Source organism: Chryseobacterium sp. JM1 (assembly GCF_000737715.1).
In the GTDB taxonomy this organism is placed as follows: domain Bacteria; phylum Bacteroidota; class Bacteroidia; order Flavobacteriales; family Weeksellaceae; genus Chryseobacterium.
This window is the reverse complement of record NZ_JPRN01000001.1, coordinates 352,891-379,798: the sequence shown is the minus strand read 5'-3', so window position 1 is coordinate 379,798 and position 26,908 is coordinate 352,891. Positions and strand designations below refer to the sequence as shown.

The following is a 26,908-nucleotide window of genomic DNA, read 5'->3' as shown; positions in this document are numbered from 1 at the left end:
TGATAATTATATATTTTGGAACTATTTTTGAACAAAGTTTAGATACAAATTGTAACATCCAGTTGAAATTATGAATTTTGAACGCCTGAAAGAAAAGCTCGAAATCCTTGCCGATGCAGCGAAATACGATGTCTCCTGCTCATCCAGCGGAGGAACGAGAAAAAATAAAAAAGGCGCTTTAGGAGACAGTTCCGCGAGCGGGATTTGTCATACCTATACGGAAGACGGGCGATGTGTGTCCCTGCTCAAAATTCTCCTGACCAACCATTGTATCTATGATTGTGCGTACTGTGTATCCAGAAGTTCCAATGATATCAAAAGAGCTGCGTTTACTGTAGAAGAAGTCGTGGATCTTACGATTAATTTTTATCGCAGAAATTATATTGAAGGCCTGTTCCTGAGTTCCGGTATTTTCAAAAATGCAGATACAACGATGGAACGCCTGGTAAGAGTGGCGAAAAAACTACGGACTGAAGAAAATTTCAACGGCTATATCCATTTAAAATCTATTCCCGGAGCCAGTGATGAACTGATGCAGGAAGCTGCTTTGTACGCAGACAGACTCTCAGTGAATCTCGAAATCCCTACGGAAAGCGGACTTAAATTACTCGCTCCCGAAAAGAACCGTCAGGATATGATCAACCCGATGCGTTATATCCAGAAAGGGATCAGTCAGTATAAAGATGAAAAGAAAATTTTCAGAAAAGTTCCGAAGTTTGCACCTGCCGGGCAATCTACACAGATGATCGTAGGAGCGACCAATGAAAATGATTTACAGATCATCAAAGTGGCTGATCATTTTTATAAAAACTTCAATTTGAAAAGGGTCTATTATTCAGGCTATGTTCCAGTGTTGGAAGATAAAAGACTTCCTTCTTTGACTACGGAAGTTCCTATGCTTCGGGAAAACCGTCTGTATCAGTCGGATTGGTTAATGCGATTCTACGGATTTAAAGCGGAAGAAATCCTTGATCCTCATATGCCTTTCCTCGACCTGGAAGTAGATCCTAAACTGAGCTGGGCTTTGAGACACCTTCATCAGTTTCCGGTTAATCTCCAGACTGCCGATTATCAGATGATTTTAAGAATTCCCGGCATCGGAGTAAAAACAGCACAGAAGATTGTTCAGGCACGCCGTTTTCAGGCTTTAAATATGGATCACCTGAAAAAATTGGGAGCAGCCGTCAACCGCGCCAAATATTTCATCGATTTTAATGCAGGCAATGCTTATCTAAAATATTTAACCGATAAAAATTTAAGGCAACTGCTTGTAGGCGGAAGTTCTTCTAAGTTTCATAATCAGTTTTCGCAGCAGCTGAGTTTGTTTTAAGTTAATTTAAAGATTGAAGGATTTAAAAATTTAAAGATTCAGAGATTGAGCAATTAAGAGATTTAGAAATAAGGACTGGAAGTCATCCGCTTAACTGTTACCTCATCACCAAATCAACACATTACCACATTATCACATCATCACATCATCACATCATCACATCAACCAATGACTACACTCCTCTACGACGGAAGTTTCGACGGCCTTTTAACTGCAGTATTTGAAGTTTTCGAATACCGGTATAAAGATGTGGAAATAGTAAATAAAGAAAGATTTCATCAGGAAAATATCTTTGCAGAAATTCATGAGACCATTACGCAAAATGATAAATCTGAAAGGGTATTCAAAAAACTGGAACAGAATATCGGGAGATCCGGAGTTCATCAGCTGCTGAAAGTTTTCCTGTCAGAAGACCCGGAGCTGGAGCATCTTATTTTATCGGCAGTCAGACAATCCATCAAACATCCTGAAGATAATATCCTTCAGAATTATGCAGATAACGACATGCTTTCCATATCAAAAATCTGTAAGTCCGTGAATCGGGAACGGCACAGAATGACCGCTTTTGTACGTTTTGAAAAAATGCAGGACGGTGTTTTCTTTGCGAAAATAGATCCTGATTTTGATGTTCTTCCGCTGATCCGGAAACATTTTAAAGATCGCTATCAGGACCAAAAATGGATGATTTATGATTTGAGAAGAGATTATGGCATTCTGTACGATCTGGAAAACTGTGAATTCTTTTATCCTGAAGAAAAACTAAACCTTCATCAATACGAGCAAAAATTTCACGACGAAGAACAAAACTACCAGACTCTCTGGCAGCGATACTTTACTAAAACCAATATTGTTGAACGAAAGAATTTAAAACTGCATGTTCAGCATGTCCCGAAAAGATACTGGAAATATCTGACCGAAAAATGGTAAACGGATCCTTAAAATTTAAATAACTGATCACTGGAAATAAGTTCTAAAACCGAATCAATAATTCCATATTGTGGATAACTTTTTATTTCGGCGAAAAAAGACCTGATTTCAAGTCCCTTTTTGATCTTCATTATTTAAATCATTCATTTCGTGAGATGTATAATCCCCATTATTCAAAAACTCATATTGTGGATAACTTTTTCAAGTTAACATATAGTTAACATTGAAGCTTTTTGAATCTTATTTTTCCTGTCAAATGAAGCAAATTATTCCCTGGTCAACGGGAATAAAGGGTTTGAGAAAATTATTTAAAAATGTGAAAATCCGTGACATATGCAATGAAAAATAACTCCACCATTCTTTCTTTGTGGATAAGTCTCACTTTTTAAGGGTTCGCAAAGCTTTTTTTACGATATACTGCGTTTCTTTTGTCGGACTTTCCCCAAGCCATTCATCACAGATTTCTATGACAAACTCAGGTTGTGATTTGCTGGCATCATTCAGCCAGTTCCCCACACTATCCTGCACATATCTTGAGAAATCTGACCGTAAAGGTTCGAGAATTTTCAGTCCTAGTCCGGGATTTTGTTTTAAAGCATTGATATGTTCACACCAAACTCCTCTCGGTCTGGTAGATTCGCTGGCAAAACGTCTCACGTTCTCATTATCATGCCTCGTCCATTCGGATAAAACAGATAAGCTTTCATCAAGATTTTTGGAGATATCCGGACGCACCGCCATCCAGCAGATTTCCCTCACTCCAAAATGAGAATCAGAAGCAAATAATTGAATCCTGTCTAATTTTTCTCTAAGTTTTAAATTATTGTTGCGTCCAACAGTATAAGCCCCCCAGCAACGCACGAGATCTGCCGGATGGGCTGAAATTTTGAGAAGAAAATCATCGTCATTATTTTGAGCAGCCAGATTAAGTAAACCCATTCCGATGGTTTCATTAATGGTATTGACGGTTTGTTTTTTCAGCTGGTCTACATGTTCTATAATAGGCTTCAAATATTCTGTACGGTGATTCTGCTGAAGCAAATTTTCCAGCAATAGCCTCTGATCTACCGCCAGCCATTCTGTAAGGTTTGCAGTTTCGATATCACCCCGGTTCAGCTGTTCGAGGATATCTTTCGGAATATCTTTTATGGAGCGGGCGCCTTTTCGTTTTCCGGTCATGATTCTATTAATGATTAACTTTACAAAAGTCCGAAAGTGAATCAAGATGGGCAACAGCGCATATTTTTCACCCATAGGGATAAAAAAGTCAATTTTATGAAAACAAAGGAGAAAGCTGAAGAAAATAAAATCTGTCCGTTGGAAGTTGCCGTTAATACCATCAGTGGAAAGTGGAAAATTCCGATTGTCTGGCAGATCAATGAAGGGAAAAAACGTCCGAGTGAATTTCTCCGGGGAATTGCTAAGGTAGACCGCAGAGTTTTGAATCAGCAGCTGAATGAGATGGTGGAAGACGGCATTTTGGTTAAACAGTCGTTTAATGAATTACCTCCCCGCGTTGAATATACCCTAACAGAACTTGGCGGAAAACTGGTAGAAATCCTTTGGCAGCTAAACGACTGGGGAAAGCTTTTAATCCCCGAAAATGAGAATGTTTAGTATTTTTCACTCGCGCAGATTAAACAGATAACGCAAATAAAACGCAAACATCTGTGTAAATCTGTGCAATCCGTGGTTAAAAAAAATCACGTCATATTCAAAAAATCAATGATATTTGTAATTGAAGAAAACCCACATGAAAAAAACTATTTCCATTCTGGCTGCTGCACTGATGACAGCAGCGTGCAACAATGATAAAGCCATATCAGGCAGCAAAACCAGTATTACAGAAGGTTTGACTCAAGAAAACTCCGTTTCCATTCATAAAGATAAAAACACAGTCAAAGAGAGATTTTCTCCTCCCAAAGGCTATACCTGGATTGAAGAACAACCTGATTCTTTCGGGTATTTCCTTGAAAATTTTAAGCTAAAACCTTATGGCAGTCAGATCTTGAGATATGATGGAACTCCCATCGAAACCCAGGATCTTCATGAAGCCGTATTTGATATTGACACGGGAAATAAGGATCTACAGCAGTGCGCTGATGCCGCCATCCGTCTGAGAGCTGAATATTTGTACAAAGCCAAAAAGTTTGACGAGATCAAATTTCATTTTACAAGTGGTGATCTGGTTTCATGGAATGATTATAAAAACGGCATCCGGGCTTTTGTCAGTGGGAATAATGTCAGTTTCAGAAAAACAGCAGGCTTTGATGATTCCTATCCCAATTTCAGAAAATATCTGGATCTGATCTTCAATTATGCAGGAACCATATCTCTAAATAAGGAAACAAAACCTGTTACTACAACTTCAGATCTGAAAACCGGTGATATCCTGATCACAGCGGGAAGTCCGGGACATATTGTTTTTATTTCCGGAGTATGTCAGAATAAGGAAGGGAAAAAGTTATTTTTATTAAGTCAGGGATTCACTCCGGCGCAATCTATTCATACACTTTCCAATCCTTTTGAGAAAAATATTTCGCCATGGTACAGTCTTGATGTAAATGCTGCAGAAACGAAAACGGCGAGGTATTTTTTTAAACCTACAAATTTTAGAAGCTTTTAATTATTTATATTCAAAACTCTTCTCAACTTACTGCCATTATCTGAACTTGTTTTTGTAAATTTGTGTTCGAAATTTTTTACTAGATGAAAGAGAGTGCTGTAAAAAAAATTGCAGTTCTTACCTCTGGAGGTGACGCTCCGGGTATGAATGCGGCATTAAGAGCGGTAGTAAGGACCGCAAACTATTATAATATTGAATGCTACGGAGTAAGGGAAGGCTATAACGGCCTTATCCACGATGATTTCCTGAAAATGGGTCCCCGTTCCGTAAAAAATATAATCAATCAGGGCGGAACCATTCTGAAATCCGCTAGATCCTTGGAATTCAGAACTCCCGAAGGACGCCAGAAAGCCTATGAGAACTGTGTGAAACATGGTGTGGATGCATTGGTATGTATCGGAGGAGACGGAACTTTTACCGGAGCAAAGATCTTTTACGAAGAGTTTGGGATCAGAGTAATCGGTGTACCAGGAACAATCGACAATGATATTTTCGGAACGGATAATACCATTGGCTACGATACCGCTTTAAATACAGCTATGGAATCTATTGATAAAATTCGTGATACGGCAACTTCTCACAACAGGGTTTTCTTTGTAGAGGTAATGGGCCGTGATGCAGGTTTTATTGCTTTAAACAGCGGACTGGCCACGGGTGCGCTGGATATTCTTATTCCTGAGAAAAAAGACAGCAGAGATGAGCTTTTCGCTAATTTCAGAAAGGCTGAAAAGACTGGAAAGGCATCAAGTATTGTTGTCGTAGCAGAAGGTGAAAAGCAAGGCAGCATCTATGATCTTGCCAACCTGACTAAAGAAGAATTCCCTGATTATGATATCCGTGTAACCATTTTGGGACACATCCAGAGAGGTGGTTCTCCAAGCTGCGCAGACCGAGTTTTGGCCAGCAGACTGGGTTACGGTGCCGTAGTGGGATTAATGGAAGGAAAAACAAATGTAATGGCTGGAATGCGTTCTAACGATATGGTGTACACACCGATCGAAGATGCCATTAAAAAACATAATGAAATCAATAAAGATCTTTTACTGATTTCCGAAATTTTAGCAATCTAATTATTTTTTTATAAATCTAAAACAAACTATTATGTCAACAATCAAAGTAGGTATCAACGGTTTTGGTAGAATTGGACGTCTTGTTTTCAGAGCAATGACCGAAAGAGATAACATTGAAGTAGTAGGAATCAATGACCTAATCAACGCAGAATACATGGCTTACATGTTAAAATATGATTCTGTACACGGTATTTTCCCGGGAGAAGTTTCTGTAGAAGGAAATGACCTTGTGGTAAACGGAAAAAGAATCAGAGTAACTGCTGAGAAAGATCCTAACAACTTAAAGTGGAATGAAGTAGGTGCAGACTATATCGTAGAATCTACAGGTCTTTTCTTATCTAAAGACTCTGCTCAGGCTCACATCAACGCCGGAGCTAAAAAAGTAATCCTTTCTGCTCCATCTAAAGACGATACTCCGATGTTCGTAATGGGTGTAAACCACCTGGAACTTACTGACGATATCAAAATCTTATCCAACGCTTCTTGTACAACGAACTGTTTAGCGCCTTTAGCTAAAGTAATCCACGATAACTTCGGAATCGTAGAAGGTCTTATGACTACGGTACATGCTACAACAGCAACTCAGAAAACGGTGGATGGTCCTTCTGCTAAAGACTGGAGAGGTGGTAGAGCTGCGCTTAACAACATTATCCCTTCTTCTACAGGTGCTGCTAAAGCGGTAGGAAAAGTAATCCCTTCACTAAACGGAAAATTAACAGGTATGTCTTTCAGAGTACCAACTGTTGACGTTTCTGTAGTAGACCTTACTGTAAGATTAGAAAAAGCTACTTCTTACGATGAGATCTGTGCTGCTATCAAGGCTGCTTCTGAAGGTGAATTGAAAGGAATCTTAGGATACACTGAAGATGCAGTGGTTTCTCAGGATTTCGTAGGAGATAAGAGAACTTCTATCTTCGACAAAGACGCTGGTATCATGCTTTCTCCAAACTTTGTAAAACTTGTTTCTTGGTATGACAACGAAATGGGTTACTCAAACAAATTGGTAGATATGCTGATTCATTCTGCTTCTTTATAATCAGTAATGAGCAATTAGCAATACATAATGAAAACCTTCCCTACGGGAAGGTTTTTTGTTATAACTATGCTTTCATAGTTATTAGTTTGCTACAAAGTTTGGAATTCCATGAATACAAGTAAAGTACCCGTTTGGGTGATTTTAAAATGTGGGAATATTGGCTCTGTCTCAAAACTCAGGGAGCATAATAAATACAATAAAACCTACAAATAGTCTTAATTTTCTTAACCTCAATAAATTTTAGTTTATTTCTTAATTTAAAACATTAAGGATTTAAGCAGTACGTTTATTATTATGAATGAAGAAATCAATAAATTGATTTTTTTTAAGTTTTTAAGCGCCCCATCTTTTAAGATCTTAATTTCTTAATGTTAAAAATTGTTTTAAAAAAAAAGTTTTAGACTGAGCCGGAATATTGAAGAAATCTGTTGGTAATAAAAAAGAAAAAGCCTCTCCAGCAACGAGAGGCCATTAGTTTATCATTTTCAAACAACTAAAAAGAAAAGAGTAAACTGATTTTATAACATTCATTATCGTTTCAAATAAAGCCGCCCTGAAGACGGTTCGTCAAGTTTGCTATGCTCAACATTTTCCTAATTACAATAAATTATGGAAAAAATAAATCACAAAACAAAACGGGATAGTAGAAATTGAGTCGCCATGGTTATTAGCTAGTACAAAGTTTATCATTTTATCAGTGTAAAAAAATCCCCCTTTTGTGGTATTTTGTAAGTTTTTTAGTTATTTTAGCGTAAAACTATTTATTCATGGGGAATTCAGAAAAAAAACATCCTCTGCTTGAAGTCTGGGATACCTACCCGGGTGTGAGAAGAGACAGAGAAATCCTGAATAGACCTCCGGTGGAACGTATCATCGGCGAGATGTTTGCGATCGGCGAGTTTTATTATTACGCTCTGAATCTTACCAACAGTACGCTTTCGCACCATCATGAAAACATTCTCAAGCTTCATGGTCTCCCTGAATATCCCGAAAATTTAAAAGAAGTTATCGACCTGACCCATCCTGATGACATTGAATTTGTCATGAAAGCCGAACAGACCCTCATTGATAAAATGACAGAGATTGGTCTGGAGCACCAGCTTTACATCAAGTGCAGCTACTGCTTCAGAATGAAAACGGCGGAAGGAAATTATGAATTATTCCATCACCAGTCTGTTATCACCATGGAAGACGAGACCGGTATTCCGGTGCAGGCCATAAATATCCATACCAACATTCATCACATCACAAAAGAAAATCCATATACCGTGCTGATTTCCGGAATCGGACCAAGAAATGATTTTCATCAGGTAAAACTGGATTCTTTTTCCAGGCCGCAGCAGTTTTCAGAGCATTTAACCAAAAGGGAAATGGAGATCCTTGGCCTTATCACCAAAGGATATTCCGGACCTGAAATAGCACAGGCATTAATCCTGTCTGAACATACGGTACGCACCCACAGAAAAAATATTTTAAGAAAAACAGATTCCAGAAACTGCAAGGAACTCGTGAAAAAGGCCTTTGAGCGAGGGCTTATCTAATATTTTTCAACATTCAATATCCAACATAATCTAACACTGATAAATCTCACCAGAGTATTTCGGTGCAAAACTTGTATTTTTATATACAATGGAAAGAATGAATACCCAGCCTCGTTTTAAAGATTCCCCTCATTTTAAAGATTTTTGGGAAAAAGGCAACGGAAAACAACTTCTTGATTTTTCCGGAGCAGAAGTAAGTTTTAAGGACTTCGATAGATTTTCTGCTCATTTTTATCATGTGGATGAAATCGGTGATGAAGTGGTGAAAGATGTTTATTTTACTAAAAAATTTCACGAAGCCTCCAGAGAAATTGAAAATTATATCCGAAACGGGGTCTCCGAAACAGATGATGTTCCTGAAAGCGTAAAGAAGCTTTTCACCCAGACCCAACACATTCCCGAATGGCTTGATTACAGCCTGTTAAAAAGCGGCGCAGAGCTTTGCATGCGTGGCAACATCGACTCGCTAATTTCGTTAAGGGATTACTGTCTGATGGGAGGTTATGATTATGCTTACCTCAACAAACCCCTTACTGCTACAGAAGCTTTGAAAAAAGGAGCAGTAAAACGTCTTTCCGAAACCCTGGACTTCTGGGTCAATGCGACCCGTTATGATGCCCTGGAACTTCACGCAAAAGGCTATGAATTTGCGATAAAAACCCGCCTGATTCATTCTTATGCCAGACTTTCCATCAGGAAGCATTATCAGCAATGGGATACTGAAAATTGGGGTGAACCCATCAATTCATGGGATATGATGGCCACATATATCGGTTTCAGTCTTGTTTTTCTCCACAGTCTTCAGAAACTGGGGAATACTTTTACGGAAGAAGAAGAAAAAGGAATTTTTCATCTTTGGAAATACGTAGGCTATTTATTGGGAATTCCGGAAGAGCTCCTTCCCGACAGTAAAAAACAAGCAACGGAATATTTCTACCTGTGGACTTCTGTACAACCTCCCTCCGATAAAGACTCTATTCTGCTAGCTCATTCTTTACTGAATGAATCGTTGGAAAATCCTATTTTAAAGTTTAAATTTCAAAGAACAAACTTAAGATACCTTCACATCTGCTGCACGTGGTTTCTTCTTGACGATGAAGTCTGCAAAAGACTACAAATTCCGGATGTCCCAAACAGGAACCTGTTTCCCAAAACCAAAATCATGATCAACAAAATTTATGATAAGATTGTAAGCCGGGACACCAGAATAGAAAAAGGGAACAACGACCAGATGAAAGTACTGGAAGACTATCTGAGCATTACAAAAAACTCAAATTTCCACTAAAAAAGCCCTGAACAACTGTTACATCAGAAGGCAAAAATTATTTTTTTATGTTTTGAATCATAAAACGCTGCATCCTGTTCGTAATGAACGATATCAGCCTCTCAATTTTATTATTTTTTAACTCTAAAAACAGATTTCTGCCCTAAATAATATTAGCTTTTGATGTTTAAATTATGTACTTTTGAAAAATTATTTTAACAACAGATGAGCAACATAGACGATAAGAAAAAAGCACTTGCATTGGTGCTTGACAAGCTAGATAAAACATACGGAAAAGGAACTGTAATGACATTAGGTGACAGTACTATTGATACAACCATCGAAGTGATTCCTTCCGGATCTTTAGGATTAGACATTGCTCTTGGAGTAGGCGGATATCCCAGAGGAAGAATTATCGAAATCTACGGACCAGAATCTTCAGGTAAAACAACGTTAACCCTTCACGCTATTGCAGAAGCTCAAAAAGCAGGTGGAATTGCAGCATTCATTGATGCAGAGCACGCTTTCGACAGAGGTTATGCAGGAAAACTGGGAATTGATCTTGAAAACTTAATCATTTCTCAGCCGGACAACGGGGAGCAGGCATTGGAAATTGCCGACAACCTGATCCGTTCGGGAGCCATTGATATCGTAGTTATTGACTCGGTAGCAGCACTTACTCCAAAAGCAGAAATTGAAGGAGAAATGGGAGATTCCAAAATGGGTCTTCATGCAAGATTAATGTCTCAGGCATTAAGAAAGCTGACCGCTACGATTTCAAGAACAAAATGTACCGTAATTTTCATCAACCAGTTGAGAGAGAAAATCGGTGTTATGTTCGGAAACCCTGAAACAACTACAGGTGGTAACGCCTTGAAATTCTACGCTTCTGTAAGAGTAGATATCAGAAAAGCAAGTGCCCCGATTAAAAACGGAGATGAAGCAGTAGGAAGCCGTGTGAAAGTGAAAATTGTGAAAAACAAAGTAGCTCCACCTTTCAAACAGGCTGAATTCGACATTATGTACGGTGAAGGAGTTTCTAAAACAGGAGAAATCCTAGATCAGGCTGTAGAACAGGGAATTGTAAAGAAAAGCGGTTCTTGGTTCAGCTATGAAGAAACTAAATTAGGTCAGGGACGTGACGCAGTAAAAGATGTGTTAAAAGACAACCCTGAGCTTGCTGAGGAATTGGAAAATAAAATCAAAGAAGAACTGAAGAATAAAAAATAGGTTCTATCTACGGACAATATTAAAGACAGCTTTTGGGCTGTCTTTTTTGTTGTGCACTATTTAGGTTTTGGCTAAAGCCCATGTCTTTATGCACATTTTGTAAGCAGGTTAAAGCCCGCTCCTATTGAATTTTAATAAGATCCTTTAATCTTTCAAATTTTCAAATCTTTAAATCCTCAACAATTTCTGTCATTCTGTCACTTTCTTCAAATCGGTATTTTTTTTGAGCATTCAAAAGAAATTAAAACAAAAATTATTATGACTAAAGGAAATATTAATGTATCTGTGGAAAACATTTTCCCGCTTATTAAAAAATTTCTTTACAGTGACCACGAAATATTCCTGAGAGAACTGATCTCCAATGCAACTGATGCGACTTTGAAATTAAAGCATTTAACGAGCATTGGTGAGGCTAAAGTGGAATACGGAAACCCGAAGATTGAAGTTAAGATCGATAAAGAGCAAAAGACCTTACGCATTATCGACCAGGGAATCGGGATGACGGCTGAAGAGGTTGAGAAATACATCAATCAGGTTGCTTTTTCCGGGGCTGAAGAATTCCTTGAAAAATATAAAGATTCAGCAAAAGACTCAGGAATCATCGGACATTTCGGCCTTGGTTTCTATTCTGCATTTATGGTGGCAGAGAAAGTAGAAATTCTTACAAAATCTTACAAAGACGGATCTGCCGTAAGATGGATCTGTGACGGAAGCCCGGAATTCACCCTTGAAGAAACCACTGATAAAACCGACAGAGGAACAGAAATCATTCTTCACATCGCTGAAGATTCTACAGAATTTTTAGAAGAAGCAAAAATCCGTGAACTGCTTTCAAAATATAATAAGTTCATGCCTGTTCCCATTAAATTCGGAACAAAAACGCATACACTTCCATTACCGGAAGACGCTCCGGAAGATGCTGTAGCAGAAACTGAAGAAGTTGACAACATCATCAATAACCCGGCACCGGCCTGGACCATCGCACCAAGCGAGCTTACCAACGAAGATTATATGAAGTTCTACCATGAATTGTATCCCATGCAGTTTGAGGAGCCTTTATTTAATATTCACCTGAATGTTGACTACCCTTTCAACCTTACCGGAATTTTATTTTTCCCGAAACTGAGCAACAATTTAAATATTGATAAGGATAAAATTCAATTGTATCAGAATCAGGTATTTGTTACTGATGAGGTGAAAGGTATCGTTCCTGATTTCTTAATGCTTTTAAGAGGGGTAATCGATTCTCCGGATATTCCGTTGAACGTTTCCCGTTCTTACCTTCAGGCAGATGGTGCAGTAAAGAAAATCTCTTCTTACATCACTAAGAAAGTTGCTGATAAAATGGCCTCTCTGATCAATGAGAACCGTGAAGATTATGAGCAAAAATGGAATGATATTAAAATCGTCATCGAATACGGAATTATCACCGAAGAAAAATTTGCAGAAAAAGCTGATAAATTCACGCTATATCCTACCACTGACGGGAAATATTTCCTTTGGAATGAACTGATTGAAAAAATCCAGCCAGCTCATACGGATAAAGACGGTAACACAGTGATTCTTTATGCAACCAATGCAGATGAGCAGCACAGCTATATCCAGGCAGCTAATGATAAAGGTTACGACGTTCTGTTATTAGATTCCCCTGTAATCTCTCACGTGATCCAGAAACTGGAAACTGCAAAAGAGAAGATTTCATTTGCAAGAGTGGATGCAGATCACATCAACAACCTGATCAAAAAAGACGAGCCGGTTATTTCTAAATTAAACGAAACTGAAAAAGAATCATTAAAGAAGAACGTTGAAGAAGCCGTAAAAGATGCTAAATTCACGGTACAGCTTGAAGATCTTGACAGCAATGATGCTCCGTTTACCATTACGCAACCTGAATTCATGAGAAGAATGAAGGAAATGCAGGCCTCTGGCGGAGGTGGAATGTTCGGAATGGGAGGTTTCCCTGAGATGTACAATCTTGTAGTGAATTCAAACAGTGAACTTTCCAACCAGATTTTAAAGACAGAAAACTCTGAGGAAAAAGAAACGCTGATCAAATACGCTCTAGATCTTGCGAAACTTTCACAGAATCTACTGAAAGGAAAAGACCTGACAGATTTCATCCAGAGAAGCTATAAGCAACTGGAAAAATAATATGACAAAGAAGGCCGTATCACAACCGTGACAACGGCCTTTTTTATTACCTTAATCCTTGGCAAGGATATCTTCCCTCTTCCAACCCCTTCATATTACCTAAGTTTAGTTTAAATTATCCTGCTAATTCTTTATTATCCTGAATATCATTACATTTGTTCAAAACGTAACCGATGTTCGAAATAACCTCTGAAATACTTCCTTTTCTCCTCCTGTTCTGTTTAGGGATTGCCTTGTTTCATACCTTTATTTTATCCGGAATTTTCAATGTCAACTTAAAACCCGGCTGGATTATGTTTGTCATAGATCCTGCTATTTTAGGGATTGCTTTTCTGTTTTTCCGGAAAGAATCGGGAATTGTTTTCATTGCATTGTTTCTTTCTGTCTTTGCCATGGCTATTATCGGGATGATCAAAAACGGCATTGAATCTACTGTCGATTCCTTTAAAGAACAGCGAAAAAATAAAACTCCGGTCTTGAAAATTATTGGTGGAGGATTGTTGGCTCTTTTAGGATATCTTGCTTTTTTCTACTTGGGCATCTATTCTTTCTTCCTCATCTTTTTTGTGATCATCTTAAGCTCCATGCTCCCGAATAATAAAAACAGATTTTACTTCTATCAAAGAACACTTCCTACTTCCACAATAAAAAGTGTAGCGATGGGGCTTGCGGAAATTTCGGGGAAAGCAAAAGCCATTCAGCCGGTTATTTCTCCGGATACGGATACACCATGCGTCGGTTATATTTATACCGTTGATGAAATTCATACCACCAGAGATGATGACGGCAGAACTTCTACTTCCTATCATGAGATTTCAAGAAAAACAGATCTTAAAAACTTTTATATTGAAGATGAAACCGGAAAAATAGAAATCGTTCCTGCCCAGCTTCAATGGATTAATTTTTCACCCACCCATTCGCGGGAAGGTGGTGGAAAACGGTATCAGGAATATATTCTCGATGAAAAGACTGATTTCCTTTTAATCGGACAGGCTTTTTATGAAGGTTCAAACTCAATTCTCCGTTTTGATGAAGGTAAAAAAGTATTTGGAATTGCTCCATTGGATATTGTGAATTTTTCCAACAAATGGAGACCTTTAAAACTCAGAGCGCTAACCGCATTGGCCAGCATCGCCCTATTGGCAGCTATTATTCTTTTTACACCTGTTACCATTAATGGGACTAAAATCATTATTGAACAGAGAAACTGGAAAGAGGTTCTGAAGTCCAATCCTTTTGAAAGTATTTTTAACCATTAATAACCATTCAACTATGATTTCGCTTTTACTTATCATTATTGTTGCTGTAGGTCTGATTACGTTCTTAATCAGTACTTATAACCGACTGGTAATGCTAGAAAATAATTCACAAAAAGCTTTTGCCAACATTGATGTGGTGCTGAAGCAGCGGGCAGACGAAGTTCCCAATCTCGTAAGAACCGTGAAAGCAACCGCTCTGAACGAAAATACAATTCTGAAGGAACTTGTAGCCCTTCGATCCCAATATCTTACCACTAAAGAAAACGATCAGAAAATGAAAATCGCAGATAACATCGACGGAAAACTGAAATCATTTTTGATTACTGTGGAAAATTATCCTGAAATAAAGGCCAGCCAGTCATTTCTTGAGCTTCAGAAGCGGTTAAGCGAACTGGAAGATATTATTGCAGACCGGAGAGAGTATTTCAACGATTCTATCAATTTGTACAACACCGGCATTGAAGTTTTCCCGGATTTTATTTTTGCTAAAATGATGAATTACCGAAAAAAGGAAATGCTCCAGTTTTCGGATAATGAAAAACAGAATAATACAATAACACTTTAATTATGGAAATAGATTTAGGCGCCCTTGGCAGTTTTATCAATTCTGAGAAATTTTTCGGAAGTCTGGCCATTGGTTTTCCGGTTCTTACCATCGGATTATTGATGCTGTACAGTATTTTTAAGAAAATATTCTTTATCAAAAAAATTCTCAGGTTCATCATTCTTACTTTCGGTTTATCTGTAATTGTTTTTATCCCTTTTATTTTCTTCTCAGCGTTTATTGGCTTTGAAAAATTAAAGCTGACATTGATTTATCTGGCTATTCTAATTTGTGTAACCGGTTTCACATTATTCAATACAGAGGAGACCGTTAATTTCCTCAAAGACGCCTCAAAACTGAAAAACGCACAAAAAGATTAAAACAAAACCATGGGAAAATTTATTTTATTGACACCCTTCATTTTTACAGTCTTCATCCTTTTCATGAATTACAGAAGGAAGAAATCCAGACAGGATGGTGTACCCATTTCTCTGGCTTCTTTTATTTACCCCGGCCTTGTCGTTTTTGCTGTTTCCAGTTTATTTTTCGGCTTGGTCGCTATGATTTCTCACCCGATAATTTCTTTTTTTTCATCCCCAAAATATGAAGCTAAAGTGGTTGACTATGATCTCATGGAATCAGATACCGATGAAGCTAAAAGAGCAATAGTAGAATTCAAGGATCATAAAAACCAATTGATCAAAAAACCTTTAAACTATGGGAGCAGTCATCCCGTAGAAATCGGCGAAATAATAACGATTGGCTATGAGGATGGAGATCAAAGTGTGACCAACTTAAGTTTCGGAACACAAAAACTCATCGTTTTTATTGTTTCACTTTTCCTTTTTGTATTAGGACTGGCGATGGCCTGGATTATCTTATATTCATGGGGTCAGGACTACTCTATTATTTTCCGGATAGGAATTGGCTTTGTAACCTATCTGGTTTTCCCTGCAGCCATGCTGTTTTTTATCGGGGTAATGTCCTGGGTGATCTGGGAATATTTTCAAGGGAGGAGAAATGATATGCCGGTTTGGGCGTTAGGAATTTGCAGTCTTTTTGTAACAATTCTGATTCCTGCTTTCTTCGGATACTTAAAAATGCTTTTTACCAGAGAAAAGACCGTCAAAAAAAACAGTAGATTTTCCACTTTTAAAAACCGAATGCGTAAATAATTTTTACTGCAACCCAGATAAAAACTCAAATTAAACTACCAATATCAATATTCTACGAATGTAACGTAGTCAGGACATAAAATCTTATCGCACATTTTTTCTGTTTTTTATTGTACACATTGCGCTTTTTTTCCATTTTTGTATAAAATGTCGGATATGCAAAAAGAAAAATTACGCGTCATCAGAAAACAAAAAGGCTATACTCAGCAGCAGATAGCTGATATTATCGCGACTGATGTATCCAACTACAGCAGAAAAGAAAGCGGAGATGTACGGATTGTAAAAGATGAATGGGACAAAATTGCCCGTTTTCTGGATGTGACTGTAGAAGATATTTATGAGGATGAGGAAGCTAAAGTAGTGGTTAATTATGATCATCCTGTATTTAATGACAGCTCTTCAGGAAATGGAACCATGACTCAGTTTCATAATATTTCGGCCTCCATTATTCAAAGCTTGCAGGATTATATTGCTCTGCTGAAAGAGGAAAATGAAAGATTGAAAGAAGAATTAAGAGCTCCGAAAGGAAGAAAATAATGGTGGGATTTTAAATCTCCCTGTTAATTTATAAATTTAAAACTCCCTGAATACCTATCCGTATTCAGGGAGTTTTTGTTTTGTGACAAATTATTATGTATATTTTTTACTACCCCGTCTTTTTGCTCTGCAAAAATCCACCCCTTCATGGAAGGGGAATGATGGTCCTGCTTATGAATATAGGGATATCAGATTATTATTTTGTAGTGTTTCCAGCGGCTTCGCCGCTGGAAACACTTTCATTATAGTTTATCAATTGCTTTCAGAATCTCTTCTTTATTATTGACCAATCCCTGCAGATGATCTCCTTTTGATTGAATGAATACTTTAGGCTCGGAAGCATTATCAAAAACCAATTTTCCCTGTTCGTACGGAATGGTTTTATCTTCTCCTCCATGAATCACAAGCACAGGAAGCTTTCCTAAGGCTTTTACATCTTCTTTAGCAGCGTATGGAGAAACCATCGACTGCAGGATGAAATCTTTATATTGAGGTGCGAAATGAGCGGCTATATCGGTGAAAGAAGACATTGGACAGTCAAGGATCAAACCTGAGATTTTTGAAACATTATCTTTGGCAAGGTGAGCTGCGATCTGCGTTCCTAAAGAAGCTCCGTAGATATAGACTTTGGTGTTTTTGATATCGGGTCTTTTCATCAGTTCATCAAAGAGCTTCTGCCCGTCTTCTGCTATATTTTTATGGTTGGGTTTTCCCGTAGACATGCCGTATCCTCTGAAATCAATCATCACGACCTGATAGCCTGCATCTACCAAAGGTTTGGTCATAAACTGATACGTCGTCACATTTCCAGCAGCGCCATGAAAATAGAAGATCGTTTTTTTGATATTTTTTGTGTTGGGTTTTGCAATAAAGGCGGTAACTGTATCTTGATCAACCGGCAAATTAATCTGCTCAGCTATTTTAAATTCAAAAGGCTTCATGGTTTTGCCAGGCTGATAGAATTTTTCATCCGACTGAGCTTTTGAAAATACAGCCAAAAAAAGGAATACAAATGTGAAAATTGAAATTGGTTTCATAAGTTTTAGTTTTATTATGAACCAAAGGTATTGCGATGGCCAGCAGTTTAAAAAAATAGATGACTGAGCTGTAAATATCTTTATCTGAACGGTAAAATTTTCAAAATGCTAGTTGCTGGTTTATTAGTTGCTGGTTGGTAGTTAAACTAATAAATAATCGTCTGATGTCTAAAATCTTGTTTCTTGGCTCTTGTTTCTTGAATCTACCCATTCACTTGCGAAGCAAAATTGACCATTGACATTTCTAAACCTTAGTCTTAGCCTCAACCTAAAATCTGACATCTAAAAACATCCCGAAATCAGGTTAAGATTAAATCTCCTCAAGCGGGTTCCAGAACAGTTTTTTAAAATCTTTTATCCTTAAATTTTCAACGATAATTCCTTCCGCTTCTAGTCTTTTCTGAAATTCAGGAACAGATAACACGCCTGAACTGGATATGACACGATGCGCGGGGACATCTTCAGGGCATCCACCCATCGCTTTTCCTACATGACGGGAATGATTGGGATAACCTACCGCTTTAGCTATGGCGCCATAAGAGGAAACTCTCCCTTTCGGAATAAGCCTTGTAATCTCGTAAATCTGTTGTTTGAAAATTTCGTCCATCGTAAAGTGATTGGTTTTATTCTGTTGAAAAATAGGGTTTAAATACATTTTAACCCGTTTCTGCATCATTTTTGAATTCTTAATGATTCAATGATGTCTGATTTTAAATATAAAGATATGAAAAAATCATTTTTCAGACTGCTGAATGCAGTCAATAAAAAGATGCTCCCGAAGTTGAGCAATAAAGATCCGAACCGTCTCAGTAAAATAGAGAAAGGAATTCTGGCCTACCGTTATTTTGTGCTGGTGAATTCCCTTGACTGACCTCCGCGTGAGGGATATGGAGGGCGCGAGCGCAGCGAGCGGTACCGCGTACCGGAACGAAGTGGAGCCCGGAGCAGCCCGACCCGAGGTATGGGATTGTGTGGTGGTGAGGGGCACGTCATTTTTTTTGTATGATGTATGATGTATAACGTATAATGTAAAAAGTATGGTGTATCAATGAGATTGCTTCGCTTCGCTCGCAATGACGGTGTGGGGATATAAAAAACGCTTCAAAGTGAATTGAAGCGTTTGTATTTTTATAAAAATCTGTTCTTAAGAATTTTCTAAGATGTAAGAGAACATCAATGGTGCACAGATGGTAGCATCACTTTCAACGATGAATTTCGGTGTTGTGATATCCAGTTTACCCCAAGTGATTTTCTCATTCGGAACTGCTCCTGAGTATGAACCGTAAGATGTGGTAGAATCCGAGATCTGGCAGAAATAAGACCAGAAAGGAACGTCATGCATCTCCATATCCTGATAAAGCATTGGCACTACACAGATTGGGAAATCCCCTGCGATACCTCCTCCGATCTGGAAGAAACCAACTCCTTTTCCAGCTGAATTTTTAGTGTACCAGTCTGCGAGATACATCATATACTCAATTCCTGATTTCATAGTGGTTGCCGTAAGCTCACCTTTGATACAGTAAGAAGCGAAGATATTCCCCATCGTAGAATCTTCCCATCCCGGAACTACGATTGGAAGGTTTTTCTCAGCCGCAGCGATCATCCATGAGTTTTCTCTTGGAATTTCGTAATACTGCTCAAGAACTCCTGAAAGAATCATTTTGTACATGAATTCGTGCGGGAAATAACGCTCGCCTTTAGCTTCTGCATCTTTCCAGATATCCACGATATGCTTCTGAAGTCTTCTGAAAGCTTCCTCTTCAGGGATACATGTATCGGTAACTCTGTTAAGTCCTCTTTCTAATAAAGCCCACTCGTCCTGAGCCGTAAGATCTCTGTAGTGAGGAACTCTTTCGTAGTGAGAGTGCGCCACAAGGTTCATCAAATCTTCTTCAAGATTGGCTCCTGTACAAGAAATAAAATCAACTTTCCCCTGACGGATCATTTCTGCAAGGATTTTCCCCAATTCAGCAGTAGACATAGCACCTGCCAAAGTGATCATCATTTTTCCGCCATCTTTAAGATGTGCAACATACCCCTTAGATGCATCTACCAATGCAGCCGCATTGAAGTGCAGGTAATATTTCTCTATAAATTCAGAAATCGGTTTGCTCATTTTTTTTAATTTTTGCAAAGATAAAACTTAAAAACGGAATGCAACATGAGTACGGAAAGAAACTCTCCTCTGAACATCCTTTTTTAACAAATGATAAACAGAACTGCCATAATATAAAAAGTACAGCCCTGAAGCCGTACTTCCTCTAACAATATAGATTACACAGGGATTACCCGTGACAAGATTCTACTTTTAAGATCTCAATCTTTCTTTCGCCATCTCTAAAAGGCCAGTCGATGATATCTCCCACTTTATATCCTACCGTTGCCAAAGCGATATCCGATAAGATGGAATGTTTGTTCTTTACTGGTTTAGCTTTTGCAGAAGCCACGAAAATATATTCATGTTCAAAATTCCGGGTGTGATCTTTGATGGTTACTTTTCTATCCACCGTTACAATATCAGTAGGAAGATCTCTTCTCAGAACCTGTTTCGCTTTTCTAAGCTCTTCTACAAGCCTTTTTTCTTCAGGCATACTTACTTTTTTTCTCCTGAGGGTATCTTTTATCGCATCATAAATTCCGGTGGTGAGTATAATAGGTTTGGACATTTTTTACTTGTTTTAAAAATTAATGAATGCAGTTATTCTTCGTGATCCAATGCAGGATGACACTTCTGTTCAGTTTTTCTCCTGTAGAAAACTGCAAAAATAATAGGTAAAATAGATCGGAATGTTTTCCCTGTCGTGGATCCTGACAGGGCTTAATTAATAAAGTCCTTAGAACTCTTCAGAAAAGAATCTGTATGTAAATATAACAGCGACAGCAAAAGACCATTGGAATGGCAATCTGCAGATAAAGAAATTAGTGCTGTCATAAATTGAATTAATAATATCCCTAAGATACTCAAAAATCCCGATATACGGAAGAAAACCATCTTAAACTCTTAACCCGTATCCTAAAACTTAAACTTCCTGTTATCCTTCTTCTCGGAAATTTTCTTTTTGGTATCCAGCCTTTTTTGCTTTTGTCCTTTGGAAGGCTTTGTTGCGACTCTTTTTTTAGGAACAATTAAAGCTTTATTAACGATCTCAATAATTTTTTCAATCGCTTTGTTTTTGTTCATCAGCTGGGTTCTGCTTTCTGAAACCGTCAGGAACAGATAGCCTTCAGCATTGACCCTGTTTTTTAATTTAGTCTGGATCAGCTCTTTTTGGTATTCATTGAAAAATTCGGACTCAGCGACAGACCAGAGAACCGTTACAGCAGTTTCGACTTTATTGACGTTCTGCCCTCCTGCTCCACTGCTGCGGGACGTTTTAAAGTTGAGTTCTTTTGAGAAATCTTTCATAAGATAGAGACTGATAGATTAAAGAGTAAAGATAAAAGATTATAAACTTTCGCTTATTATTTTATTGAGTTCTATTCGGTTTACTTTACCGTTTGGGGTTCTTGGAATTTTTTCGGTGAAAATAATTTCTTTGGGTCTGTGAAAGTTCTTTTCAAAGGGTATTTCAGAAATTTTTTCGATCATGCTTACAGATTCTTCTCCTTCTATGATCAATATTAATTTCTGACCAAGGCTTTCATCCTGTATTCCAATGAAAACGGCCTCGTTTGGAATTTCTTTTTTGACCAAAGCTTCCAGGGCTTCGGGAAAAATTTTCGCTCCTCCGGAATTAATAACGTTATCTATTCGCCCAAGAAATCTAAACTGCTTTTCATTCTTAATTTCGACTAAATCATTAGTCTGCAACACTTCAGCATTCACATTCGGAGCAAAGATCTTCAGACAGCCTCTTTCATCTGTACTGATAGAAACATTTTCGAAAGCAGTGAAATAATCTTCAGGTTCAGGCATCAGCTGTTTTAAGGCAATATGGGAAAGGGTTTCAGACATTCCATACGTTTCAAAAATACGGTTTGATGTTTGGGAATGCTGAGCTGCTTTATTAATTTTCTCTTTCAGGTTTTCTGAAACCGTAGCTCCGCCGATGATGAGATTTTTAATTAAATATAGCTTGTCCAGCGAGTTTTCTACCTGAAGCGGAGTCATCGCACAGAAATCCACTTCCTCATTTAAATGTTCTATTGGTTTCAAAGATGGCTCTGAAACGATCAGTTGCAGTTTTCTTTCAATACAACGAACGACCATCATTTTACCGGAAATATATTCTACCGGAAGACATAATAAGGCTTTATCATCTTGTTTTAAACCCAGAAAATTACAGGTCATCACCGCAGAATTGACCATTTTCTTTTTCTCAATTTCAAAAATCTTTGGTGTTCCTGTAGAACCGGAGGTCTGCACTTTTACCGTATTTCCGTCAGAAAACCATTCGTCCAGGAAATTTTTGGTTTTCTGTTCAAAATCGGTATGAAATGATAAATTATTAATATTGAGATTATTGAAGTCTATCCGCATGATTGTACTAAATAAAAAGTGATGTAAATGTAAAAAAAACTTTAAAAAGTTCTTGTATCTAAAGAAAAAAGCTGTAAATTTGCCTCACCAAAATAAAAACAGACCCATGGTGTAACGGTAGCACTCTGGTTTTTGGTACCATCAGTTGGGGTTCGAATCCCTGTGGGTCTACAAACCATTCTTTTTTAAGGATGGTTTTTTTTGTTTTTATAAACTTCCCTATTCACATCATTTCCATTATTTGTGATGATTAAAGTTAGTCAAAATTTATAGCGCAGATAAAATTCATTTTTCTCACACAAAGAAAATTATTATGAAGTTTTATAGAGGAAAGCAACGGCGGAATCAACTTCGTTGATTCTGATGAAAGGAATAGATAGGGATCGTGTGATTCTAAAATTTCACGCAGATAATACAGATGATGCAGATCTTTACTTTTCTAATCTGCTTTATCGGTATTATCTGCGAGAGCAAAATCATTACAAACACAATCTTGTAGTTTAAAAAATAAAAAAGTATATTTTTGACAATGAACGTTATAGGTTTTTTCCCCCAGTTGAGACTGAGCCCATTAAAAGTTATTCTAAAATGCCAGGAAAGATAATTACATCAGAAAAATAAATCTTAACTCATCAAAAGATAGCCATTTACCTTTTCTCCACTTAAAAATTCCAGACTTTTTACGGGAGATTCTTGCCTGTAAAGAAAAAAATTGTAAATTTGCACCACCAAAATAAAACAGACCCATGGTGTAACGGTAGCACTCTGGTTTTTGGTACCATCAGTTGGGGTTCGAATCCCTGTGGGTCTACAAACCATTCTTTTTTAAGGATGGTTTTTTTGTTTTTAAATGATACAGAGAATACGGTCTGAAAAAGTTGAAATCATTAGGACAGAAAATGTAAAAACTGGTGATCTCTTTCACAAAACTTCATATTCCTATCATATGAAAAAACCTCCATAAAAATATATTCATTCTTAGGGAGGGCTTGTTTTCAATTATAAAATTCTACTTCAATGGAATTCCTGCAGGTTGCTGCTGTGTCACACAATGGACCATTCCGCCATTTTCATATAAGTTTCTTACATCGATTCCAATGACTTTTCTGTCAGGATACTGCTCCTGAATCATTTTATTAGCTACTTTATCGTTGGGATCGCCATAGTTGGGAACCAGAACCACCTTATTGGCCACATAGAAATTGATATAAGAGCCTTTTTCCTCCAGCTGCTTTCCATAAGCAGTTTTCACTTTATTTTTTGTAGCCGGTAGGTATACTTTTTTGTACTCTTTTCCATCCACATTGGATGCTGCGTACAGGGTATTGATATCTTTATCGGTAAGCCCCATTTCAAAAAGACCGTCCTCGTCCATCGTGATCATCGTATTGTGATTGATGAATTTCATAAAACCGTCGATGTGCATATCGGTCACATCCAGTCCGGTAACCCCATCAAGCCAGATAACCTTGGAAACCCCATAATATTTCTCAAACATTTCTTCAGCTTCCTGTTGCGTAATTCCTTTCGTTCGGGTAGCTCCTCTTTTCTGACTGATCACAGAACTTTTACAGGCCATCAGAACACCGTTTCCATCGGTTTCTACCGATCCGCCTTCATTTACCATTTCTTCGTTCAGATCAATCACTTTAATGCCCAGATCTGCTCCTATTCGCTGAGGAATTTCATCACAGTTTTCGGAATCATATTTTCCTCCCCAGCCATTGAACCCCCAATCTTCGATGAGTACACGTCCGTTATTATCTTTCACGAAAATAGGTCCGTTATCTCTCACCCAGACATCATCAGTAGGATAAACTTTGAAATCAACATTTTTTAAAGGGATTTTATTTTTTTCCAGCAGATCGGAAATTCTTTTCTTTTCCGTGTCGTCATAAGCAATGATGTGAACTTTTTCCCCGGACTGAAGCTCGCGTGTCATGTCGATCCACGTCTGTTCTATTCTTTTCCGGTATTCAGCGCCGTGCTGATGATGGTGCGGCCACTGCAGCCAGGTTCCTTCGTGAGGTGAAGATTCTTCAGGGAAGTGATACGTCTGTGCCATACAAAATGTTACATTAAATAAAAAGGTGAGTGCGAATAATTGATTCATATCATTAAAATTTTTTTCCAATAAATAATCCAAAATTGATATCGGTTTCGAAAGTACTTCCAGTCTGGGAAATATTGCTCCCTATCCCGAACTGCATTTTTTTGCTGTTTTCCAATCCCAAACGGATGATCTGGCTGCTGGCTTGATGTTCCTGAAAACTGAAATCAGATTCTACCATCAGCATGCTGTAAAAATTAAGCTTTTCATTCAGCTTAGGCGTGTATTCCAGTAAGGTGTAAAGTCCCAATCCTGCTTTTCCGGTATCCAAAGAATAGGTAACGGCAGGAAATAAGTTGATTCCTAAAGTCCGGGTTTCTTTCACAAAAGCCAAACCCAGTGAAGGCATTACATCTTCGTCTGAAATATAAACCCCGGCAGAAGCGCCCCAATTGCTGCCAACATAATAATTAAGGCTCTGATAAACGGCTGGACTTACCTTCCGTGTTTCATAATCATAGGAAACCGTTCCTGAAACGAAATAATTCCATCTGTTTTTAAAATCTTTATCATAAATCCCCAACACCTCAGCTTCTTTATTTCCGCCATAAGCCTGGATGGAGATCTGAGATTGTGCATAAGATGAAATCAATACAATAAAGAGCAATACATTTTTTTTCATTCTGTCCTGTTTTTCTAAAATTTTACGCGATAAATTCCATCAGTAGGGTTATTTATCTGGGGCAAAATTAGATCATCAAAAAAACAAAACTTGTCCTAAAAGGACATCCTTACGAATGCAGCGGAAAATAAATATGGGTCATCATTTTCCCCTTCTCAGACAGCACATGCTCTTCTATAACATCTGAATTATTCAGCAAAAGCTCTGGTTTAGTGAGCCAGAAACGGTAAAAGGCCCGGTAGGTTTCTAAAATATTTTCAAAAGATCCGTAATGGGTAAACCGGATGTATTTCCCTCCAAAAATTTCTGCTTTCTGAAATCCTGAAGCTCCCGGCACAGGCTTTAGTATCGCTGCTCCATATCTGCAGTGGGAACGGTTGGTGATCAACGGCTGATCGCGTATAATTCCGTAAGCAGGAAAAGAATCACCGTTTTCCTCTTCAATGGTGGTCCACAAATCGTCAATCTCCTGATTATTGTAATCTTTAGCTTTAATGAATGTACAATACACAGAAACCGCATCCTTGTATTTGATCTCATATTGTAAATCAGTTACTTCATTTTCCAGAAACTCTTTAAAAATCTCCTGTTTCTGACTTCTGGCTTCTGCAGGCGAAATATCATACTGTTTTTTAAATGCTTTTGAAAAAGACTGGATATTGAAATAACCGACTTCCCAGGCAATATCAGAGATTTTATCGGTGGTATAGATCAGCTTTTTGTAAGATTTTTCGAGGCGGAGACGCTTTTGAAATCCGGAGATGGTTTCTTTAAAGATCTTAAAAAAAATCCTTTGAAAATTTCGGTAAGAATACTGCGACAGATGTTCTATTTCATCGGCCGTGATCTCCCGGTCAAAGTTTTCTTCGATATGATCAACAATCTTCTGTATTTCATTAAAACTGATCTGCACGGCTTTATATTTTGCAAATGGATTGGCTTACCTAATTCTAAAGATAATGCTTTTCAGTTTAATTACTCAGCAAATTATTGAAACAAATAGCAGTTCTAAAGTATAACTGATACAGATAGTAAAAAGCTTCTATTTATAATTGATTTTGTGGTTCAACTCTAAAGGATTATCATCTTCAAGGATTGATTTTTGTGCCCGTTTGATCATTTCGTTCATATCCTGTTCTTTTCCCTGAGGATCATAAAATGTAACTTTCCCTGCAGTTTTGGAATTCCAGGGATCATTATAATATGTTTTTCCCAGATGATCATATTTTGCCCAATCGATAGTAATCGCTTTTTTTCTTGCATCAAACCAGTCGCCCCCTTTTTTAATTTGCACTAAATGGAATGAGTAATCATGTTCCGTGTCTTCAATAGAAATAATTAACCCGGGCAATCCGCTGAAAACATAGGGACCATCATTAAAAGGTAATTCTGTAGTAAACCAGGCAATCCAGTTTCTGCCTCCATAATTGACTTCTGCTTTTTGTGATTTATATTTTCCGATTGTTTTTTGTTCCGATGAGATTTTCCAGTTTAACGGTTCATCAATTGGAAGAAGATAATTCGCACGTAAATAGGTAATAATTTTTTCTGTTTTAGTATTGCTGATATCTTTTTTAATGTAAAACTGATTTTCAACTCCCATTTTATAGCCTCCATTTTTATTAATGAACGAAAGAGAATCTGCTTTTTTAGCCATTGATTCCCGGAAAATAGAAGTATTATTCTCAAAATCCAGCACCATATGATCTTTATAAATATCATCAGGTTTTCCTTTAGCTGACAAGAATTTAGTTTCATAAATAAAACTGAACTTCTGTGAAAAACAAAAGGTTGATACTAATGAAAAAAGGAAAATAAATTTCAAGGGGTGTGTTATTTTCATACAATTCAGGTTACGTTTTTAGACTTGTTGTTCAGACGAAAAGCACTCGTTTGATGAAGCCAAATTAAAGCACAAATACTTAGGTAACTTACACAATTCCATTGAACAGCACAAATATTCTGA

General features: G+C 37.6%; 27 protein-coding genes and 2 tRNA genes. 18 read left to right on the top strand and 11 right to left on the bottom strand.

The window, feature by feature from the left end; translation table 11 throughout:
* The first annotated feature begins 70 nt into the window (after positions 1-70).
* On the top strand, positions 71-1,330 hold the full coding sequence (locus tag IW22_RS01645) for a putative DNA modification/repair radical SAM protein (protein ID WP_034723618.1): 1,260 nt from the start codon (positions 71-73) through the stop codon (positions 1,328-1,330).
* 168 nt (positions 1,331-1,498) lie between these two features.
* Entirely contained in the window at positions 1,499-2,257 is a 759-nt protein-coding gene (locus tag IW22_RS01640; protein ID WP_034723617.1) for a TIGR03915 family putative DNA repair protein, read from the top strand.
* A 378-nt stretch (positions 2,258-2,635) separates the two neighbouring features.
* Here IW22_RS01640 and IW22_RS01635 read toward each other — a convergent pair whose 3' ends face one another.
* Positions 2,636-3,436, bottom strand: a complete 801-nt coding sequence (locus IW22_RS01635) for a DNA alkylation repair protein (RefSeq protein WP_034723616.1) — start codon at positions 3,434-3,436, stop codon at positions 2,636-2,638.
* Between the two features lie 96 nt (positions 3,437-3,532).
* Between IW22_RS01635 and IW22_RS01630 the strand changes: the two genes are divergently transcribed.
* The 13 genes from IW22_RS01630 (at position 3,533) to IW22_RS01570 (ending at position 16,690) form a co-directional block, all read left to right on the top strand.
* Complete coding sequence (locus IW22_RS01630; RefSeq protein ID WP_034723615.1) at positions 3,533-3,874, top strand: winged helix-turn-helix transcriptional regulator; 342 nt, start codon at positions 3,533-3,535, stop codon at positions 3,872-3,874.
* Positions 3,875-4,010: 136 nt separating this feature from the next.
* Positions 4,011-4,883: a DUF4846 domain-containing protein gene (locus IW22_RS01625; RefSeq protein ID WP_034723614.1), complete on the top strand. Its 873-nt coding sequence runs from the start codon at positions 4,011-4,013 to the stop codon at positions 4,881-4,883.
* An 83-nt stretch (positions 4,884-4,966) separates the two neighbouring features.
* Positions 4,967-5,953 (top strand): 6-phosphofructokinase, encoded by a 987-nt coding sequence (gene pfkA, locus IW22_RS01620; protein ID WP_034723612.1) that lies wholly within the window; start codon positions 4,967-4,969, stop codon positions 5,951-5,953.
* 31 nt (positions 5,954-5,984) lie between these two features.
* A complete protein-coding gene (gap, locus tag IW22_RS01615; RefSeq protein WP_034723610.1) occupies positions 5,985-6,989 on the top strand; it encodes a type I glyceraldehyde-3-phosphate dehydrogenase in 1,005 nt (334 codons plus the stop codon).
* A 767-nt stretch (positions 6,990-7,756) separates the two neighbouring features.
* The gene (locus IW22_RS01610; RefSeq protein WP_034723608.1) at positions 7,757-8,530 is read left to right on the top strand and encodes a LuxR C-terminal-related transcriptional regulator; all 774 of its coding nucleotides are present in this window, start codon (positions 7,757-7,759) and stop codon (positions 8,528-8,530) included.
* A gap of 97 nt (positions 8,531-8,627) precedes the next feature.
* Positions 8,628-9,815, top strand: coding sequence for an oxygenase MpaB family protein (locus IW22_RS01605; RefSeq protein ID WP_034723837.1), 1,188 nt, complete (start codon positions 8,628-8,630; stop codon positions 9,813-9,815).
* Positions 9,816-10,019: 204 nt separating this feature from the next.
* Positions 10,020-11,024, top strand: a complete 1,005-nt coding sequence (gene recA, locus IW22_RS01600) for a recombinase RecA (protein ID WP_034723605.1) — start codon at positions 10,020-10,022, stop codon at positions 11,022-11,024.
* A 258-nt stretch (positions 11,025-11,282) separates the two neighbouring features.
* Complete coding sequence (htpG, locus tag IW22_RS01595) at positions 11,283-13,175, top strand: molecular chaperone HtpG (protein ID WP_034723603.1); 1,893 nt, start codon at positions 11,283-11,285, stop codon at positions 13,173-13,175.
* Positions 13,176-13,348: 173 nt separating this feature from the next.
* On the top strand, positions 13,349-14,434 hold the full coding sequence (locus IW22_RS01590) for a hypothetical protein (protein WP_034723601.1): 1,086 nt from the start codon (positions 13,349-13,351) through the stop codon (positions 14,432-14,434).
* Positions 14,435-14,447: 13 nt separating this feature from the next.
* Positions 14,448-14,999 carry a LemA family protein gene (locus tag IW22_RS01585; protein WP_034723598.1) on the top strand — a complete coding sequence of 184 codons (552 nt, stop codon included), beginning with the start codon at positions 14,448-14,450 and terminating at the stop codon, positions 14,997-14,999.
* Between the two features lie 2 nt (positions 15,000-15,001).
* On the top strand, positions 15,002-15,358 hold the full coding sequence (locus tag IW22_RS01580) for a hypothetical protein (protein WP_034723596.1): 357 nt from the start codon (positions 15,002-15,004) through the stop codon (positions 15,356-15,358).
* 9 nt (positions 15,359-15,367) lie between these two features.
* Positions 15,368-16,153 (top strand): hypothetical protein, encoded by a 786-nt coding sequence (locus IW22_RS01575; RefSeq protein ID WP_131401669.1) that lies wholly within the window; start codon positions 15,368-15,370, stop codon positions 16,151-16,153.
* A 156-nt stretch (positions 16,154-16,309) separates the two neighbouring features.
* Positions 16,310-16,690 carry a helix-turn-helix transcriptional regulator gene (locus IW22_RS01570; protein ID WP_034723592.1) on the top strand — a complete coding sequence of 127 codons (381 nt, stop codon included), beginning with the start codon at positions 16,310-16,312 and terminating at the stop codon, positions 16,688-16,690.
* Positions 16,691-16,932: 242 nt separating this feature from the next.
* Here IW22_RS01570 and IW22_RS01565 read toward each other — a convergent pair whose 3' ends face one another.
* Both IW22_RS01565 and IW22_RS01560 read right to left on the bottom strand, forming a co-directional pair.
* The gene (locus IW22_RS01565) at positions 16,933-17,727 is read right to left on the bottom strand and encodes an alpha/beta hydrolase (protein ID WP_034723590.1); all 795 of its coding nucleotides are present in this window, start codon (positions 17,725-17,727) and stop codon (positions 16,933-16,935) included.
* A 310-nt stretch (positions 17,728-18,037) separates the two neighbouring features.
* Positions 18,038-18,334 (bottom strand): MGMT family protein, encoded by a 297-nt coding sequence (locus IW22_RS01560; RefSeq protein ID WP_034723835.1) that lies wholly within the window; start codon positions 18,332-18,334, stop codon positions 18,038-18,040.
* Positions 18,335-18,451: 117 nt separating this feature from the next.
* Between IW22_RS01560 and IW22_RS24285 the strand changes: the two genes are divergently transcribed.
* Positions 18,452-18,598, top strand: a complete 147-nt coding sequence (locus IW22_RS24285; RefSeq protein WP_165571856.1) for a hypothetical protein — start codon at positions 18,452-18,454, stop codon at positions 18,596-18,598.
* 273 nt (positions 18,599-18,871) lie between these two features.
* On the opposite strand, the gene IW22_RS01555 is transcribed toward IW22_RS24285, so the two are convergent.
* The 4 genes from IW22_RS01555 to IW22_RS01540 form a co-directional block, all read right to left on the bottom strand.
* Positions 18,872-19,846, bottom strand: coding sequence for a deoxyhypusine synthase family protein (locus IW22_RS01555; RefSeq protein WP_034723588.1), 975 nt, complete (start codon positions 19,844-19,846; stop codon positions 18,872-18,874).
* 169 nt (positions 19,847-20,015) lie between these two features.
* The gene (locus IW22_RS01550; RefSeq protein ID WP_034723586.1) at positions 20,016-20,396 is read right to left on the bottom strand and encodes a GreA/GreB family elongation factor; all 381 of its coding nucleotides are present in this window, start codon (positions 20,394-20,396) and stop codon (positions 20,016-20,018) included.
* A gap of 347 nt (positions 20,397-20,743) precedes the next feature.
* Entirely contained in the window at positions 20,744-21,136 is a 393-nt protein-coding gene (arfB, locus tag IW22_RS01545) for an alternative ribosome rescue aminoacyl-tRNA hydrolase ArfB (protein WP_034723585.1), read from the bottom strand.
* 39 nt (positions 21,137-21,175) lie between these two features.
* Positions 21,176-22,210, bottom strand: a complete 1,035-nt coding sequence (locus tag IW22_RS01540; RefSeq protein ID WP_034723583.1) for an AMP-binding protein — start codon at positions 22,208-22,210, stop codon at positions 21,176-21,178.
* A gap of 100 nt (positions 22,211-22,310) precedes the next feature.
* Between IW22_RS01540 and IW22_RS01535 the strand changes: the two genes are divergently transcribed.
* Together IW22_RS01535 and IW22_RS01530 are read left to right on the top strand one after the other, a co-directional pair.
* A tRNA-Gln gene (locus IW22_RS01535) sits at positions 22,311-22,381 on the top strand.
* Positions 22,382-22,950: 569 nt separating this feature from the next.
* A tRNA-Gln gene (locus IW22_RS01530) sits at positions 22,951-23,021 on the top strand.
* 198 nt (positions 23,022-23,219) lie between these two features.
* Here the strand turns inward: IW22_RS01530 and IW22_RS01525 are convergent.
* From IW22_RS01525 to IW22_RS23440, 4 genes are all read right to left on the bottom strand, one after another.
* Positions 23,220-24,323 (bottom strand): agmatine/peptidylarginine deiminase, encoded by a 1,104-nt coding sequence (locus IW22_RS01525; RefSeq protein WP_034723833.1) that lies wholly within the window; start codon positions 24,321-24,323, stop codon positions 23,220-23,222.
* 4 nt (positions 24,324-24,327) lie between these two features.
* Positions 24,328-24,942: a hypothetical protein gene (locus tag IW22_RS01520; protein ID WP_034723582.1), complete on the bottom strand. Its 615-nt coding sequence runs from the start codon at positions 24,940-24,942 to the stop codon at positions 24,328-24,330.
* 109 nt (positions 24,943-25,051) lie between these two features.
* Entirely contained in the window at positions 25,052-25,855 is an 804-nt protein-coding gene (locus IW22_RS01515) for a GyrI-like domain-containing protein (RefSeq protein WP_051890900.1), read from the bottom strand.
* A gap of 129 nt (positions 25,856-25,984) precedes the next feature.
* Complete coding sequence (locus IW22_RS23440; protein WP_051890897.1) at positions 25,985-26,785, bottom strand: GLPGLI family protein; 801 nt, start codon at positions 26,783-26,785, stop codon at positions 25,985-25,987.
* Between the last annotated feature and the right edge of the window lie 123 nt (positions 26,786-26,908).